The following is a 16312-nucleotide window of genomic DNA, read 5'->3' on the forward strand; positions in this document are numbered from 1 at the left end:
GTCTATGAAAGTAGAAGATTCTAATCAAATTCTAAGAATAGATTCCCAAGGAAAAAATAGTCAGAATCAAGGAGAATACAATTTCACTAATCCCAATCTGCATAATATTCAGCTTAATCTTGGGATAAATAACCGCTCTAGCCAATACGATCAGCATCGGAATTATTAGCAATGGAGATATATACAATCCTATAAACACTAGACTGATGCTATGGAAGATGACTGAAATGACATAGAATGATTTATTCTTCTTCTCTCGAATCATCGTCTTTACATAGAATACTGTACCTGTAAAATAAAGGAATACGATTAAAAATAGCTCACTAGCAAGTATCCAGTCTGTTCCTCCGCCAAGCCAATAAGTAACATACAGCATCGAACAGAATTGTACGACGGCAACCATATCATTGATAAAGCTTCTTTCTTGGTTAAGCTTTGCATAATAAACATTTATTGAAAATAAAGGAATGTAAGCTAGTCCTATCAAAGCAAGGACTGGCTTTAAGATAAGCAACGCTGCGCCAACCACCACGAACAAAACGCCATAGATTTGAATCGGACGCAAATAGAGCTTGCTTTTGCCTGTTCGGATGAATTGCAAGAAGGGGAATGAGAGCAAGTAAACAAGCAGCCAACCAATAAATAATAGAATATGAATAAAAGAAGCCTTTGCAGCAAATGTCCCCAGCAAGAATGGAATTGTGAGCATCGCCCAAGCACCATGCTGATTCGGTATATATCGATTTCGCACTATGAACACTCCTTGTATCGCAATAGATCGATAGTTTAACTATAGCATAAACAAGGAGCTTCAGTTATCGTACAACACAAAAAGAGATGCTTTCGCATCCCCTCACCGCCATATTTTATTCTTAATTTTTAAGCTTCGCTTGCATCATCCGCATCTGATGCTTCGGCTTCCCCAGCGTCATCGCCACCAGCATCTGCATCTTCTGCGGATTCATCATCAGCTGCTTCATCAGCCTCATCTTCATCGTCAGCTTCTTCTTCCTCGTCTTCTTCCTCGTCTTCTTCCTCTTCTACATCTTCTTCGTCATCACCATCGTCATCTTCAGCTTCTTCTTCAGCCTCTTCGTCAGCTTCGGACTCTTCGCTCTCATCATCAGCTTCCAGTGTAACTTCCTCTACCTCTTCGACTGCATCGACTACTTCTTCTTCTTGAACAGCCTCAAGAGTCTCTACTTCGACTTCCTCCGTCATGGCTACGAAAACTTCTTTTTCTTCCATCGTTTCTTCCTCCTTCAATAGATTCGATTGATTTTCCAGTTCTGTCCCCTCTTGTTGCAGAGTGCCTGATTCAGTAGACTGCACATCGCTTGTATGATTTGTCTTCTGTTTACGCGAGAACCATCTTGATACAATAGACATTTGTGTATCACCTCTATTTCTAGAAAATCGAATCACATGTCCTATTACTAAAATATTTAGTAGGTTTCTATTTTATGCCTTGCTCATATAAAAAAAGTCTGCATGCGACAGACCGCAGCAGACTTTAATAGTTTATAGGATTAATGAATCAGATTGACCAACCCTTCGAATAATCCGATGTAATCGAAACAGGCAGTTTACCTTGCGCTTGGATTTCACCTTTGAGCACCCTAGCAACAGCTTTCATTGCTAATGGGCGATTCTCATAAGCTGCAATATAGGCCTGAACCTCTGGGAATTTCATCAGATCAAATGGATTCCGTCCTGCAACAACGACAAATTGTTTGCAGCTTGTAGCAAGCTCTTGTGCAATACGAATTTGACCCTCTGAGAAAGTTGCATTATATGTAACGAATACAACCTGTTTGTATGCTTTAGCACGATCCAACAGCTTCGTTACAGTGTCATCTTGCGGGGTTAATCCAAGACGAACTTCTTCTACGTCGAATTTAAGCTCCTTCAAGAAGTAGCCAAGTGTCTCCTCTTGCTTTATAGCTTCTACAATTTGAGTATCCGTACGTACTTCTGACCAAATCACTAGCGTACGTTCACGAACATCTAGTGGAACCTGACCATCGTTCTTCACAAGTGTGACACTCTTCTCATATATGCTAGAAGCAAGTTCCTTCCATTCAGGCATCCCTACTTCTTCAAGTGTAATCATGGATTGGTTCGATTGATTCTTCAGCTTCTCCTTAAGCGTAAGAATACGTTCTACGGACTCATTAATCCGCTCTTCTGAAATTCTTCCACTCTCGACAGCTTCGACTAATGCGTTAATCCCTGCAACTTGATACTCGTATCTATGGGAGATAAGGATAAGATCCACACCCGCTTCAACTGCAAGTATTGTACCATCCACAAAACCAAAGTGATCTGCAATTGCTTTCATTTCCATGCAGTCTGAGCAAACAACACCTTGGAATCCAAGCTCCTTGCGTAGAAAACCATCAATCACCTTCGGTGATAATGTGGAAGGAAGATCTCCTTGCTCTAATGCTGGGAAAATGACATGTGCAGACATCACGATATCAACGCCTTGGTCAATTGCCTTCTTGAAAGGCACAAGCTCAATCTCATTCAAACGATTAAGATCATGCGGAACAACCGGAAGTGAATAGTGACTATCCGATTCCGTATCACCGTGACCCGGGAAATGCTTAATCGTAGCTGCGACACCAGCAGCTTCATAACCGCGTACGGCAGCTATTCCCATGTCAGCAACGGCATGAGGATCTTCTCCATATGAACGTACACCGATTACTGGATTCAATGGATTGTTATTCACATCAACATCTGGGGCAAAATTCACATTTATCCCCATTGCACGAAGCTCTCTACCTGAAACGCATGCCGTTTGGTACACAGCTTCTAGATCATTCATTGCGCCAAGAGACATGTTGCCTGGCATTAAGGAGACGCCCTCCTCAATACGAGTGACCATTCCACCTTCTTGGTCGATTGAGATCATTAAAGGGATATCCGTTGATTCAGATGCTAATTGTTGCAATTGATTAGAAAGCGCAGCGACCTGAGCTGGATTTTGGAGATTGCGACGGAAATAAATGACCCCTCCAATTTCATTCTCACGAATCAGGCGTTCAATATGAGAATTTGCCTCAACAGCATCAAATCCGCACATGAACATTTGTCCAATCTTTTGTTTAAGAGTTAAATCAGATAAACGCATCATGCCACCCCTTCTGGTTGTTCCCCATCCGAATTATAGGGAATCAATTGGAATATTATAAACGCTGTATTACTCAATCCTGTAACTAAGATGATAGATCGGGAAGTATGGATTTCGGGTCTGCATTCTTCTCGCGGTATTCAGAAGGTGTCGAGCCAGTAAACTTATAGAAAACTCTAGTAAAATAGCGTCTTTCCGAGTACCCTACCAATTTACCAATCTGTGCCACACTTTTGTCACTTGCGAGAAGCATTGATTTGGCTAACTCAATCCGCTGCTTGGTCAAGTATTCGAGAAAGGTTTCTCCAAAGGTTTGTTTAAACAGCATGGAGAAATAGGAATAAGAAATGCCCAAATAATCGGATATTTCCTCTACACCCAGATCATTTGCTAGATTCTTATCAATGTAATCCTTTGCCGAAACCATCAGCATATCGCTTGGTTTACGATTGGTACTTGAGTTAAACGAATCATTCAGCAGCTTATGAATAATATCCAGCAAGCTTTTGATCGATATTGAACGTTCTAGCATCGTCCATACGGATTTCTCATCTTCACTAGTTAATACGTTAATTTCATGCATCTCCCGCAATAAGTGGAGAATCATGAAATGAAGAAACTGCTCAGCCCGTTGAAGCGACTGACCCGATATCTCTCGTAACGTATTGTTAAGCTCTTGGAATGCTTGTTCCATTTTATCACGATCTCGCTTCTTGATCGATGATACAATTTCTTCTACGAGGCCCCACATCGAATATTTAAGCTCATTTGGCTGTGAGACTTCCTCTTCAAGAACAATGATCTGATGATTCTGAGGAGATAGATGAACTGTTCTTTGAAGCTGCTTGTAAGCATCCGCAAGCTTGTCAATCGGTACATGTACAGGATAAATACCGACTGATACTGTTAGTTTAACATTTTCACTCACAGCATTCAGCATTTTTCTTGACCACATGTGAACCATTTCTAAATCATATCCGGAATTCTTCTGATGTTGGATGAGTACACACCATTCACCCTCACGTGTCTGGAGAACAGCATACGCAAGTGAATGACTCATCAAAGCGTCCAGAAGTACATTACGTACTGCAAAATTGATTAATTTGCGCTCTTTCTCATTCCATCCCCTAGAAATTTGAGAGTAATCATCTAAATCAATCAGCAGCAGTGTATATTGAAGCTCATCGAGTTTATTTTCTTCATCAAATAAAAATTGCCTGCTGCTAACGGTTGTATAATCTAGCAGAACATCATAGAGAAATTTCTCATAGGCCACAATCATGGCTTTGTTCCATTTATTCCGTTCCTTAATCTGCTCCAGCTTCCTATTCTTTATCTCTGTGGCATGCTTTGCAATAATTCTCTCAAGTTCTTCATAATTGATCGGCTTCAAGATATAATCCCTTGCACCATTTTTCAAAGCAGATCTGACATAATCAAAATCCTGGTAACCCGTCAACATTAGGACTGTACATTTCTTGCCATGATCTTTTAACTTCTCGAGAAAAGAAAGTCCATCCATTTGGGGCATTCGAATATCACACAGGATTAGATCTGTATCGTAGTTTAGGACGTACTCCAGCGCCTTAGCGCCATTCGAAGCCGTATCAACCTTTGTAAAATCATACTTATGCCAAGGAATGATTTTCTGCAAATTCCGCACGATATTAATCTCGTCGTCGACCAGCAATACCTTCAATTCCATTATCATCACCCGGCGGCTTATATTTAGGAATGACAATTTTGATTGTCGTTCCAATGTCTGTATCGCTACATATCCAAATGCCATACTCAGCCCCATAGTGAATTCGGAGTCGATCTGCCACATTCACGATACCAAGACCAATTCTTTCATTCCCCTCAATCTGTTTGTTAATCGTAACTTGAGAGGTTTTGTATTTAAGTCGTTGCAGCACTTCAATCGGAATTCCTGATCCATTATCTTGTACCCATATGAGGATCCGATCCTCTTGTTCTTCAGCACGAATAGCAATTATTCCACCAGACTCATAACCTTCGAATCCATGATGTATACTGTTCTCAACAAGCGGCTGCAGCGTTAATTTAAGGATATAATAGTCTTTTAGTGAAGTTGGCACGTCGATCTGATATTCAAATAAATTCTCAAACCTAAAGGACTGGATTTCCAAATAATTGCGTAAATAATCGAGTTCAAGCGTCAGAGAAATTTCTTCTTCATGCTCAAACATTCTAAGCATCGAACCTAATCGATAGATTAGCTGACTAACCTTCTTGCCTTCATTCTGAACTGCAAGACCATTGATCGACTCTAATGTATTAAATAGAAAATGCGGCTTAATCTGTGCTTCCAGAAGCATTAGCTCCGCCTTATTCTTATGCTGCTGTTCCAGCTTAACTTCCTCTAATAAAGAAGCGATCCGCTCGACTAATGAGTTGAAGCTTCGAGCTAGAACACCCATCTCTCTCTTCTCTTTGATAGGTAGTCTTACACTTAAATCTCCCATTTCAACACGCTTCATCGAGCTTACAAAGCCTAGCAGAAACCGAATAAATCGGTTTAAGAAAAATAAATTAAACACAATCGCGCATATCAAGCAAAATACAATAATAGCCGCAACTACTTTAAGCACAAATAAGGTTTCATTGGATATGGCGCTCCATGGTGTTACATAAACCACATACCAATCTTTAACCCCATCTCGTTCAAGATCCAGTTTGTAGGTAGTCACAATACTATCGACATCCCCAAACATTATTTTATTCGAAGTATATTCCTTGCTAAAATCGATGGGGTGAGAGAGCTGCTCACTTAATTTGCTCCCGCCAAGCTTATGCCCACTATCCTGCATAATGAGCCCATCTTGATTAATAATCATAAATCGACTGTCAGCAGGTTGATTGTATAAGAAAAATCTAAAAATATTATCAAGCTCCATCAGATTGAGCCTTTGCATCATATAGCCTTTAACGCTCATTGTACTTGGATCAACCATCATGCGAACATTTGTATACATCGAATTCAAAGCCGTAATATCTGGCATTTCATAAGGACCAATCATTTTGGGCGCACCGCTAAGCTTAACGACTTCATTAAAGAAGGGATACTTCTTAAGCGTTTGTAAATCCACTGGATATACTGTAGTAAATTGATCCTTAGCCACTCCAACAGATTCGCCTTCCAGATTGTAAATCGTTACTTCATGAATCGGAGTGTAAAAAAGAAAGGTCTCACTCAAAACCTTCGAGATATATAGCCTTGTTTCATTATTCGTTTTCGTTTCATTATCTTTCCACTCCGGAGAAGGCTGGGCAAAGATCGACGTTAGCTGACTCTTGTGCCGCCAATATTCGGAATAGCTATTTACCTCTCTAAGCACCAAAGAAACATTATTGCTCACCGCTTTAATCGCCAGCTCTGTTTGATCGTTATAATTCCGTTCAATAATATTTTGCATCAAAAAATAAGTGACACTGCCTACAAAGAAGAGGGGAACAATAATAAACACGAAGAAAGCCATGAGCATTTTATTTCTTAAGTTCATCTAGCGTTCTCCTCCGTCTTCATACCCAAGAGCAGCAATCTCTGATTTATTGGAATCTTTCGACCAATCTATTAACTATTTTAACCCTTAATACTCCCTGCTGTAACCCCTTCAATAATTTTTTCTTGTAAGAAGGCGTAAATCACAATAACAGGAACGATACTAAACATCGTAGATGCAAACAATCTACCATAGTTAAGCTGCATCGAGTCTCGGAAGGCAACCATCGCAACAGGAAGTGTCTTCATTTTATCGCTTGATAGGAAGAATGAAGCCATAATGAACTCGTTCCAGTTGCCAAGGAAGCTTAAAATAAAGATCGTAACAAGTGCAGGCATCGTTATTGGTAAAATAATTCGAATAAATAGGCCAAACGCGCTCACGCCGTCCATGACACCCGCTTCTTCAAGCTCATTCGGAATCGATCTTAAGAATGCACTAACAATGAATACACTAAGCGGAATTCCGAATGTGATATACGGCATCAATAGTGCCCATGGTGTATCAGCCAGATGTAAGTTAACGAGCAAGAAATATAGTGGTATCAGCAAGAAACTACCTGGAATCATCAATGCTGCTCCAACAAATAGCGTGACAAACTTGCTTGCAACTTTAAATCGCATACGAACAATAGCAAAAGCCGTCATTGAAGCTAGAATCATAGAGACAGCACTAGCGCCAACGGAAATATACATACTATTAAGGAAATAGCGAAAAACAGGCGTTACTTCCCATACTTTTATATAATTCTCTAATGTAAATGTAGTAAACGGAAGACTAAACGGACTGCTTATGACATCCGCAGATGTCTTAAAAGAGTTCTGAAATGCAAAGAATATTGGATAGAGCGTAAACAGAACATAGAGCCAAAGAAATATGTGGATTATTATTTTTTTTGATTTTCCCATCAGCTCTCCACATCTCCTATTCTCTTCGCAATAAAGTTATAAATCAATGTGATACCAATCGTAAATATAAAAATGATATTGGCAGTCGCATTGGCATATCCATACTCCACATTTTTGTAAGCTAACGTATACATATGTGTTGCCATTAACTCCGTAGAATTAAATGGTCCTCCATTCGTCATGACAAGTACAATATCAAGAGCTTTCATAGCTCCGGTGATCGATAACAAAATAATAACCATCAGAACGGAACGAATCAGCGGAATTGTGATAAGCCTTAATTTCTGAAAGATGGTTGCTCCATCAATATCTGCCGCCTCATAAATTTCCTTCGGAATTCCAAGAATAGCCGCCAGAACAAGTACGACATAGAATCCTGTCCATTGCCAAGCATTCGTAATTAGGATGGATAGGAATGCCGTGCTCTCATCTCCTAGCCATACCCTTGTTAAACTTTCAAGCCCAACTGCATTCAAAAACTGATTGATCATTCCAAGATCAGGATGAAATACAGCAAATGAGAACAATACGCCAACAACAGCAGTTGATAAGATACTTGGCAAGAAAACAACGGTTTTGTAAAAACCAAAAAACTTTCTAACCTCTGAAATCAAAACTGATATCAAGATAATAACCGGAATTTGGATAAATACAGAAAAGAGCACAAAAATAATGTTATTCGTAAAAGCAGTCCAGAACACATCATCTCTGGTAAAAGCCTTGATGTAGTTGTCTAAGCCAATGAAGATGGGTGAATTCACACCATCCCACAAGGTAAATCCATATGTAATCGTATTGAACACGGGATACAAATAAAAAACGGAATACAACAAGAGGGTCGGAATCAGAAAAAGGATATATACCTTCGGATTGCGTAATGTTTTGTTCATATCGTTGGCAAACCTCCCTTATGTCAAACTACGAGACGTTAGTTATCAATTCTATAAGACTAATAAAGCAACGGGTATCACTTTACGGTGATACCCGTTACCTTCAGCCGTAATCGCTATTATTTCTTCGCTTTAGCAGCAGCTTCTGCATTTGCCTCATCTTGAACAGTTTGCAGCTTCTTCAAAATGTCAGCAGCAGAGCCTTTATTACCTAATAGTTCTTGTGCTGCACTTTGGATTGCGTTGTTAACTTTACCAGGAACCTCTGAGTCAAACGCTGGGAATAAGTCCTTGCCAGACGTGGACTCCATAATTTCCTTCATAATTGGCTTAGCACCATCGATTTCGAACTTCATGGACGGCAACCAGCTGTCTTCTTTGTTTTGTGCAGTTTGCATTTCTTTGGAATATACGTCTTTAATAAACGCTTTAATAACTTTTAGCTCTTGCTCATTTGCCTTAGCAGAGAAACCATAACCGTTGGAGAATGAAGAGTTAACTGCATTATCTCCAGGGCCACCAATTCCTGGGAAGCCAAAGAATCCTACATCAGCCGCAACTGGCGTACGCTCAGGATCTGTAAATGCTCCAGCAGCCCAAGCTCCGTCAAAGATCATCGCAGCTTTGCCCGTTTGGAATTCATTTTGTCCTTGTGCATAGCCTAATCCAAGTGCATTTTTAGAGAAGTAGCCTTTTTTAACAAAATCCTGGAATTTCTCAAATCCGGCAACTACGCCTGGATCCGTCCATTTTGCTTTGCCATCTTGAATATCCTTCGTGATCGTTGTACCCGCCATACGTACCCAAGTTGTATTAAGAGGCATACCAATTACCCATGCATCTTTACCACCAAGTGCGAACGGGGTAATACCTTTGGAATTGAAAGTTTCGGCAGCTTTCTCTAAACCTGCTAGATCCTTAGGAATTTCAACTCCGTTATCTGCGAATAACTTTTTGTTATAGAATACACCTTCTACGAAGCCAGCTAGCGGCAAGCCATATACTTTGCCATCTACTGTAAATTCAGATAAATTCCAGAATTGATCTTTAATGCCAAGCTCATCAATAATCGGTGTGATGTCAAGCAAGTTGCCTGTCTTTGCAAAATCCTTAATGTCTGTACCACCGAATAAGTTGAAAATTGTTGGAGGATTGCCTGCAGACATTTCAGCACGCAGCTTCTGCCAACGGTGAACTTGCTCTTCAAGTCCTTCAAGTTCTAATGTCAATCCAGGTATAGACTCTTCAAGTCTTTGCTTCGTACCTTTCATGCGATCTAATTCTTTCATTTGTGTTTCTTTAACCATGATGTGGCGAAGTTTAACTGTAAAAGGCTTAGCTTGTTCAGGAGCTGGAGTCGACGCAGGTGCCGTTGATGCAGCTGGTGCTGCCGGCGTAGGTGAGCTTGCTGATGGAGCTGCTTCTTTGCTGCATCCAGCTAATACTGCCCCTACTGTAAGTAGAGAAACCATAGTTACTGCTGATTTTTTCATCTTTTGACCTCCCGATATTTTTAAATAACTCTTACAATTCAAAGTATAGTCGGGAATATGCTATCCTCACAGGTGAATATTTCCACTAAATAGGGATAAAATCCTCTTCTTCTTTACAAAGCCTGAAATTACGATAATATTAAATTACCATCAATAGAAGAGGTGTATAAATGCTAGGTTTTATTATTAACCCTGCATCAGGTTACGGTAGAGGCTTAACTCTCTGGAATCAGATTCAGCGTGAATTACGTAATCGAGGCGTTAATTACGCCTATAGAATCACCAAACAACGCGGTGAGACAACCCGTTTGACACAAGATCTGCTAAGTGAGCACAACATTGATACCTTAATAGCAATTGGCGGAGACGGAACAATATATGAAGCTGCTAATGGACTCTATCAATCAGGTCAATTGCATAACGTTCGTTTTGGTCATATACCAGGAGGAACTGGAAATGATTTTGCCAGAAGCCACAGTTTATCGTCTGATCCCATACAAATATTAAACTTTATTCTTAATAATCAAGATGGGGGTAAACTCGATTTATTGGAAGTTGATGGCACCGTTGCACTCAATTGCATTGGGGTTGGGTTCGATGCCGTAGTAGCGAGATATACGAATGAAGCGACTTACAAGAAAGCTCTTAATAATTTCAAATTAGGCAAGCTATCCTACTTTATTTCAGCTATTAAGGCGTTTGCTACATTCCGCCCTTATTCCGCAGACATCATTGTAGATGGTAAAGCGTATCATTTTTCCTCTGTTTGGATGATTGTTAATTCCAATGCACCTTACTTCGGCGGGGCGATGAAGGTATGCCCTCATGCAGTCAGTGATGACGGAGAAGTAGATGTAACCGTCTTTCATTGCAATAATAAAATGAAGCTAATCTCGATATTTCGTTCCATTTATTCAGGTACACATATTCATCATCCAGCGGTAACCATACTGAGAGGAAAACATATTGAACTAAAACCAGATTCTCCACAGCAAGTGCAAGCCGATGGTGAAGCATTAGCCAATTCCAATTTTGAAATCCGTGTGCTCAAACAGGCTTTAAGTATCATTAAATAACACAAGAAGAAAAAAGGCTATTCCCTGAAGATTATTTCTTCAAGAGAATAGCCTTTATTTGTACAATTAATTATCTTCCAGAAACGATTTGGTGAATTGGGTGACCAAGAGCAACTTCAGCTGCTTCCATTGTAATTTCACCAAGTGTTGGATGCGCATGGATTGTCATAGCAACATCTTCAAGAGTTGCGCCCATTTCAATCGCTAAGCACATTTCAGAAATCAGGTTGGAAGCTTCAGGACCAATGATTTGTGCCCCAAGGATAATTCCTGTATCCTTGTTCGCAATAACCTTCACAAAACCATCGGATACGTCCATAGAAAGCGCACGTCCATTAGCTACATAAGGGAATTTACCTACTGCAACATTAATGCCGCTTTCTTTCGCTTCTTTTTCGCTATATCCAACATAAGCAATCTCAGGATCTGAGAACACAACAGCCGGAATCACTTTATAGTCGATCACGCTTGGTAGACCAGCGATCGCTTCTGCCGCTACTTTACCTTCATAGCTTGCTTTGTGAGCAAGTGCAGGACCAGCAACGATATCACCAATTGCGTAAATGTGAGGATTGCTTGTACGACCTTGGTTGTCGATCTCGATTAGACCGCGCTCTCCAACCTTAACGTTTGCAAGCTCAAGACCAAGATCTCCATCCGTGTTCGGACGGCGACCTACTGTTACTAGGCAATATTCAGCAGTAACTTTCTTCTCTTCACCTTTAGCAGTGAAAGTAACGGTAACTTCTTTATCGTTTTGCTCAGAAGACTGTGCAAGTGCCTCTGTATATACATCTACTTTCAAGCGATCAAGATTCTTCGCAACAAGCTTGGACATATCAGCTTCGGAAGCTGGAAGAATTGACTTGGAGCCTTCAAGGATCGTTACTTTTGTACCGAATTTAGCAAATGTTTGACCAAGCTCAATACCGATGTAGCCTCCGCCAATAACAACCATGCTCTTCGGAATTTCTTTCAATTCAAGCGCTTCTGTTGAAGAAAGAATACGTCCGCTGAATGGGAATGGCTTAAGCTCAATCGGGCGGGAACCTGTTGCAATGATGCAATGTTGGAAACGATAGCGCGGCGCTTCTTGATCGTTGAATACACGTGCTTCGTTCTCATTAATGAACATTACTTCGCCATTGAACATTTGAACCTTGTTACCTTTAAGAAGACCTGCAACACCGCCTGTTAATTTCTTAACAACGGATCCCTTCCATTCTTGAACTTTACCAAAATCAACGGATACATTCTCTGCAGTTACACCCATTGTATAGGAGTGTGTCATATGCTCATAACGATGAGCAGCTGAGATTAGAGCCTTTGAAGGAATACAACCGCGATTTAAACAAACGCCGCCCCATTCCGATTTATCAACGATAAGAACACTTTTACCTAATTGTGCTGCACGGATAGCGGCAACGTAGCCACCAGGACCTGCACCAATTACCAACACATCAATATCTAAAGAAGCATCTCCTACTACCATTGTGTTACACCTCCATTAAGAACAGTTCTGGACTAGCAAGTAATTTTTTAATGTAATTCATGAAGTTCTGTGCTGTAGCACCATCGATCAAACGGTGGTCAAAGCTTAGGGAAAGCGCCATTACTGGAGCAGCTACGATTTCGCCGTTTTTAACTACAGGTTTCTCTGTAATACGTCCTGTACCCAAGATTGCAACCTCTGGATAGTTGATAATCGGTGTAAAGAACATGCCGCCAGCTGATCCAATATTTGAAATTGAAATTGTGCTGCCTTTCATTTCGTTAGGAGCAAGCTTGCCATCACGTCCACGTGTAGCTAGGTCAGTAATGGAAGCAGCGACGTTCCAAATATTTTTACGATCTGCTTCATGGATGACAGGAACGATCAAGCCGTTATCTGTATCTGTTGCAATACCGATATCATAGTGTTTTTTGTAAACAATTTCTTGTTTTTCTTCATCAATTGAAGCGTTAAGCGCTGGGAATTCACGGCATGCCGCAACTAGAGCCTTCACGATGAATGGAAGGTATGTTACTTTAACGCCTTTTTTCTCAGCTACTGGCTTCATTTTAGCACGGAATGCTACAAGCTCAGTTACATCAACTTCATCCATAATCGTAACGTGTGGAGCTGTGTATGCGGATTTAACCATTGCATTGGAGATCGCTTTGCGAATACCTTTGAATGGTACGCGTTCTTCAGCCAAGTTAGCTGCTGCTGCAACTGCTGGTGTGCTAGCTGCTGCCGCTGGCGCTGCTGTAGTAGCTGCTGCCGGTGTTGCTGCTGGAGCTACGCCACCTGCTGCAAATGCTTCAACATCTTCACGTGTTACTTTGCCATTCTTGCCTGTAGCTGGAACGTCAGCGATGTTGAGGCCCTTCTCACGAGCTAACTTGCGTACGCTTGGAGTCGCAAGAACATCTTTGCTGCTGGAAGCTACTGGAGCCGCTGCCGCTGCTGGAGCTGATGCTGCAGGAGTTGCTGCTGGAGCACTTGGAGCTGCTGTTTCAGCTACTGGCTCAGCACCTGCTGGCATTTCGCCAGTTACATCAATAATCGCTACAACCTCACCGATTGTGCACACTTGGCCATCAGTTGCTTTCACTTCTTTTACAATACCTTCTACTGGACAAGGCACTTCAACAACTGCCTTATCATTCTGTACTTCCATAATAATTGTTTCATCGTCGACTTTATCGCCTGGTTTGATGTTCATTTTGACGATTTCGCCTTCGTGAATACCTTCACCTAGCTCTGGAAATTTATATTCAAACAATGCCACGAGAGATGACCTCCTACAAGTTGGTTTTGGGATTTATGAACAAGCAAAACTGCTTCAGAAAAGAATTTGCTCAACTCTAAGGTGTAAGGAACATGATGTTGTATAAGCTAAATTTGTTCAGAAGCAGATGCTTATTAGGTATAAGTGATTTAGAATTCCATTACACGTTTAACTGCATCCATAATACGAGCTGGATTTGGCAACCAGACATCCTCGATTTGAGCAAACGGATAAACAGTATCAGGACCAGCAACACGAAGCACTGGCGCTTCAAGGTGCAGGATTGCTTTTTCATTGATTTGTGCAATAACTTCAGCCGCAATACCAGATGTTTGCTGAGCTTCTTGAACAACAATTGCACGATTTGTTTTCTTGATCGATTCAACAATTGTATCGATATCAAGCGGCATTAAAGTACGTAGGTCGATTACTTCTACGTTTACACCGTTTTTAGCAAGCTCTTCTGCTGCTTTTACGGAAGTATGAACCATCATACCGTAAGTAATGATCGTAACATCTGATCCTTCACGTACAACATTCGCCTTACCAATTTCAACTGTATATTCGCCTTCTGGTACTTCAGCACGGAATGCGCGGTATAGGTTCAAATGCTCCATGAAGAATACAGGATCATTATCACGGATAGCTGCGATCATTAGACCTTTTGCATCATAAGGATTAGATGGAACAACTACTTTAATACCAGGTGTTTGGACAAGTAGTCCTTCTAAAGAATCTGTGTGCAATTCCGCTGCTTTTACACCACCGCCAAATGGTGTACGGAATACGATTGGTGAATTGTAACGTCCGCCTGAACGGTAACGCATACGGGCTGCTTGAACTGCGATTTGGTCAAGAGCTTCGTAAATAAAACCTACGAATTGAATCTCAGCTACTGGACGGAAGCCTTGAATACCAAGACCTACAGCCATACCGCCGATTGCTGATTCAGCAAGCGGTGTATCGAATACACGATGATCGCCAAATTCTTTTTGCAAGCCTTCAGTAGCACGGAATACGCCACCTACATGTCCTACGTCTTCACCAAAAATTAGTACATTCTTATCTCTCTCGAGCTCAACGCGCAGTGCGTCTTTGATCGCTTGAATCATGTTCATTTGAGCCATGCTAGTCACTGCCTCCCTAGTTAGAAGTCTCCTTATGAGACTTGGTATGCTTATTCATATATAGAAAATCCATCTGATTTAATTGCGTTATTTATTATGAGAAGTTAGCTTTTTGTTCTTCTAAATGCTTAGGTGTTTGCTCGAACATGGAATCGATCAAGCCATTAACTGTCATAGCCTCAGTAGCTTCTGCTTTCTTGATTTGCTCAGCAACAGTTGCCTTAGCTTCTTCCTTCACGCTAGCTTCTTCTTCTTCTGTCCAAAGACCTTTCTTCGTTAAGAAGTTGCGGAAACGAACTAGTGGATCTTTTTCAGACCACTCAGCTTCTTCATCCTTCGTACGGTATTTAGTTGTATCATCCGCTAAGGAGTGCGGCTTAAAGCGGTAAGTAATAGCTTCGATCAAGGTAGCACCTTCACCGTTACGAGCACGCTCTGCTGCTTCAGTAACAGCTTGAATAACAGCAAGCACGTCATTACCGTCTACTTGAACACCTTTAATACCAGCTGCAAGCGCTTTGTGTGCAATTGACTGTGCACCAGTTTGCTTCGCATATGGAGTTGTAATCGCGTATCCATTATTTTGAACAAAGTAAATAACAGGTAATTTGAAAGCTCCAGCATAGTTCAAGCTTTCGTAGAAGTCGCCCTCAGAGCTTCCTCCGTCACCTGTATAAGTAATAGCTACGCGTTTTTCACCTTTAAGTTTGAACGCCATTGCGATACCCATTGCATGAAGCACTTGAGCACCGATAATAATTTGAGGCATTAAGACATGTACGTCCTCAGGAATTTGTCCACCATGCTGGTGACCTCTGGAGTATAGGAATCCTTGGTACATTGGAAGTCCGTGCCATACCAACTGAGGAATATCACGGTATCCAGGGCAGATGAAATCATCTTTGTTAAGAGCAAATTCTGAACCAACCATCGAAGCTTCTTGTCCAGATACAGGAGCGTAGAAACCAAGACGACCTTGACGACCTAAATTTATCGCACGCTCATCCCATGTACGGGTGAACACCATTCTTCTCATCAATTCGCGAAGCTGATCATCACTTAGGTTTGGCATTTTCTCTTCATGTTCAATCGAACCATCAAGGGCAAGCACTGATAATGGAGAAATATCTTCAGAACTTACTTCATAGTTCAACTTGCTGAGTACTTTACTCATTCCATTCACCTCAAAGTATATTTTAATGTTAGTTTAGATCTGTTATAGTATTATTATAGTTCTGTTTTTGTAAAAAGTACACTATCAATGTAATAAAAACAATAATGAAAATATTTCATATACTACAGTTTAACATTTCATATAATACAGTTTGACCTTTTTACAAAAACTATTATATGACAAAAATCACAGCGAGTAGGAGGCAGC

General features: G+C 40.9%; 13 protein-coding genes. 1 reads left to right on the plus strand and 12 read right to left on the minus strand.

Features of this window, described 5'->3' with window-relative positions; genetic code table 11:
• Positions 1 to 31: 31 nt before the first annotated feature.
• The 8 genes from E0485_RS12040 to E0485_RS12075 all read right to left on the minus strand — a co-directional run bounded on the left by E0485_RS12040 (position 32) and on the right by E0485_RS12075 (position 9954).
• Positions 32 to 751, minus strand: coding sequence for a YwiC-like family protein (locus tag E0485_RS12040; protein ID WP_132418289.1), 720 nt, complete (start codon positions 749 to 751; stop codon positions 32 to 34).
• A gap of 128 nt (positions 752 to 879) precedes the next feature.
• A complete protein-coding gene (locus E0485_RS12045; protein ID WP_132418290.1) occupies positions 880 to 1389 on the minus strand; it encodes a hypothetical protein in 510 nt (169 codons plus the stop codon).
• A 148-nt stretch (positions 1390 to 1537) separates the two neighbouring features.
• Positions 1538 to 3142: a beta-N-acetylhexosaminidase gene (gene nagZ / locus E0485_RS12050; protein ID WP_132418291.1), complete on the minus strand. Its 1605-nt coding sequence runs from the start codon at positions 3140 to 3142 to the stop codon at positions 1538 to 1540.
• A gap of 82 nt (positions 3143 to 3224) precedes the next feature.
• On the minus strand, positions 3225 to 4844 hold the full coding sequence (locus E0485_RS12055; protein WP_132418292.1) for a response regulator transcription factor: 1620 nt from the start codon (positions 4842 to 4844) through the stop codon (positions 3225 to 3227).
• Positions 4807 to 6663, minus strand: coding sequence for a sensor histidine kinase (locus E0485_RS12060; RefSeq protein WP_132418293.1), 1857 nt, complete (start codon positions 6661 to 6663; stop codon positions 4807 to 4809). The genes E0485_RS12055 and E0485_RS12060 overlap by 38 nt, the downstream gene beginning before the upstream one ends.
• An 80-nt stretch (positions 6664 to 6743) precedes the next feature.
• Positions 6744 to 7571 (minus strand): carbohydrate ABC transporter permease, encoded by an 828-nt coding sequence (locus E0485_RS12065; protein ID WP_132418294.1) that lies wholly within the window; start codon positions 7569 to 7571, stop codon positions 6744 to 6746.
• Positions 7571 to 8461: a carbohydrate ABC transporter permease gene (locus tag E0485_RS12070; RefSeq protein ID WP_132418295.1), complete on the minus strand. Its 891-nt coding sequence runs from the start codon at positions 8459 to 8461 to the stop codon at positions 7571 to 7573. Before E0485_RS12070 ends, E0485_RS12065 begins: the two co-directional genes overlap by 1 nt.
• Positions 8462 to 8580: 119 nt before the next feature.
• Positions 8581 to 9954, minus strand: a complete 1374-nt coding sequence (locus E0485_RS12075) for an ABC transporter substrate-binding protein (RefSeq protein ID WP_132418296.1) — start codon at positions 9952 to 9954, stop codon at positions 8581 to 8583.
• Positions 9955 to 10124: 170 nt separating this feature from the next.
• Here E0485_RS12075 and E0485_RS12080 point away from each other — a divergent pair, with 170 nt between their 5' ends.
• The gene (locus tag E0485_RS12080; RefSeq protein ID WP_132418297.1) at positions 10125 to 11030 is read left to right on the plus strand and encodes a diacylglycerol/lipid kinase family protein; all 906 of its coding nucleotides are present in this window, start codon (positions 10125 to 10127) and stop codon (positions 11028 to 11030) included.
• A 70-nt stretch (positions 11031 to 11100) separates the two neighbouring features.
• On the opposite strand, the gene lpdA is transcribed toward E0485_RS12080, so the two are convergent.
• The 4 genes from lpdA to pdhA form a co-directional block, all read right to left on the minus strand.
• Positions 11101 to 12522 (minus strand): dihydrolipoyl dehydrogenase, encoded by a 1422-nt coding sequence (gene lpdA / locus E0485_RS12085; RefSeq protein WP_132418298.1) that lies wholly within the window; start codon positions 12520 to 12522, stop codon positions 11101 to 11103.
• A 4-nt stretch (positions 12523 to 12526) separates the two neighbouring features.
• Positions 12527 to 13804 carry a dihydrolipoamide acetyltransferase family protein gene (locus E0485_RS12090; RefSeq protein WP_132418299.1) on the minus strand — a complete coding sequence of 426 codons (1278 nt, stop codon included), beginning with the start codon at positions 13802 to 13804 and terminating at the stop codon, positions 12527 to 12529.
• 149 nt (positions 13805 to 13953) lie between these two features.
• Positions 13954 to 14931, minus strand: a complete 978-nt coding sequence (locus tag E0485_RS12095; RefSeq protein ID WP_132418300.1) for an alpha-ketoacid dehydrogenase subunit beta — start codon at positions 14929 to 14931, stop codon at positions 13954 to 13956.
• Positions 14932 to 15025: 94 nt separating this feature from the next.
• Entirely contained in the window at positions 15026 to 16105 is a 1080-nt protein-coding gene (pdhA, locus tag E0485_RS12100) for a pyruvate dehydrogenase (acetyl-transferring) E1 component subunit alpha (RefSeq protein WP_132418301.1), read from the minus strand.
• Positions 16106 to 16312 lie beyond the last annotated feature (207 nt).

Source organism: Paenibacillus albiflavus, assembly GCF_004344915.1.
Taxonomy (GTDB): Bacteria; Bacillota; Bacilli; order Paenibacillales; family NBRC-103111; genus Paenibacillus_AM; species Paenibacillus_AM albiflavus.

What these genes read in the sequence shown, in the direction of transcription:
- E0485_RS12095 (WP_132418300.1), bottom strand. Translation starts at nt 14,931, where the DNA reads ATGGCTCAAATGAACATGATTCAAGCGATCAAAGACGCACTGCGCGTT.
- E0485_RS12075 (WP_132418296.1), bottom strand. Translation starts at nt 9,954, where the DNA reads ATGAAAAAATCAGCAGTAACTATGGTTTCTCTACTTACAGTAGGGGCA.
- nagZ (WP_132418291.1), bottom strand. Translation starts at nt 3,142, where the DNA reads ATGATGCGTTTATCTGATTTAACTCTTAAACAAAAGATTGGACAAATG.
- E0485_RS12070 (WP_132418295.1), bottom strand. Translation starts at nt 8,461, where the DNA reads ATGAACAAAACATTACGCAATCCGAAGGTATATATCCTTTTTCTGATT.
- E0485_RS12055 (WP_132418292.1), bottom strand. Translation starts at nt 4,844, where the DNA reads ATGGAATTGAAGGTATTGCTGGTCGACGACGAGATTAATATCGTGCGG.
- E0485_RS12045 (WP_132418290.1), bottom strand. Translation starts at nt 1,389, where the DNA reads ATGTCTATTGTATCAAGATGGTTCTCGCGTAAACAGAAGACAAATCAT.
- E0485_RS12065 (WP_132418294.1), bottom strand. Translation starts at nt 7,571, where the DNA reads ATGGGAAAATCAAAAAAAATAATAATCCACATATTTCTTTGGCTCTAT.
- E0485_RS12060 (WP_132418293.1), bottom strand. Translation starts at nt 6,663, where the DNA reads ATGAACTTAAGAAATAAAATGCTCATGGCTTTCTTCGTGTTTATTATT.
- pdhA (WP_132418301.1), bottom strand. Translation starts at nt 16,105, where the DNA reads ATGAGTAAAGTACTCAGCAAGTTGAACTATGAAGTAAGTTCTGAAGAT.
- E0485_RS12080 (WP_132418297.1), top strand. Translation starts at nt 10,125, where the DNA reads ATGCTAGGTTTTATTATTAACCCTGCATCAGGTTACGGTAGAGGCTTA.
- lpdA (WP_132418298.1), bottom strand. Translation starts at nt 12,522, where the DNA reads ATGGTAGTAGGAGATGCTTCTTTAGATATTGATGTGTTGGTAATTGGT.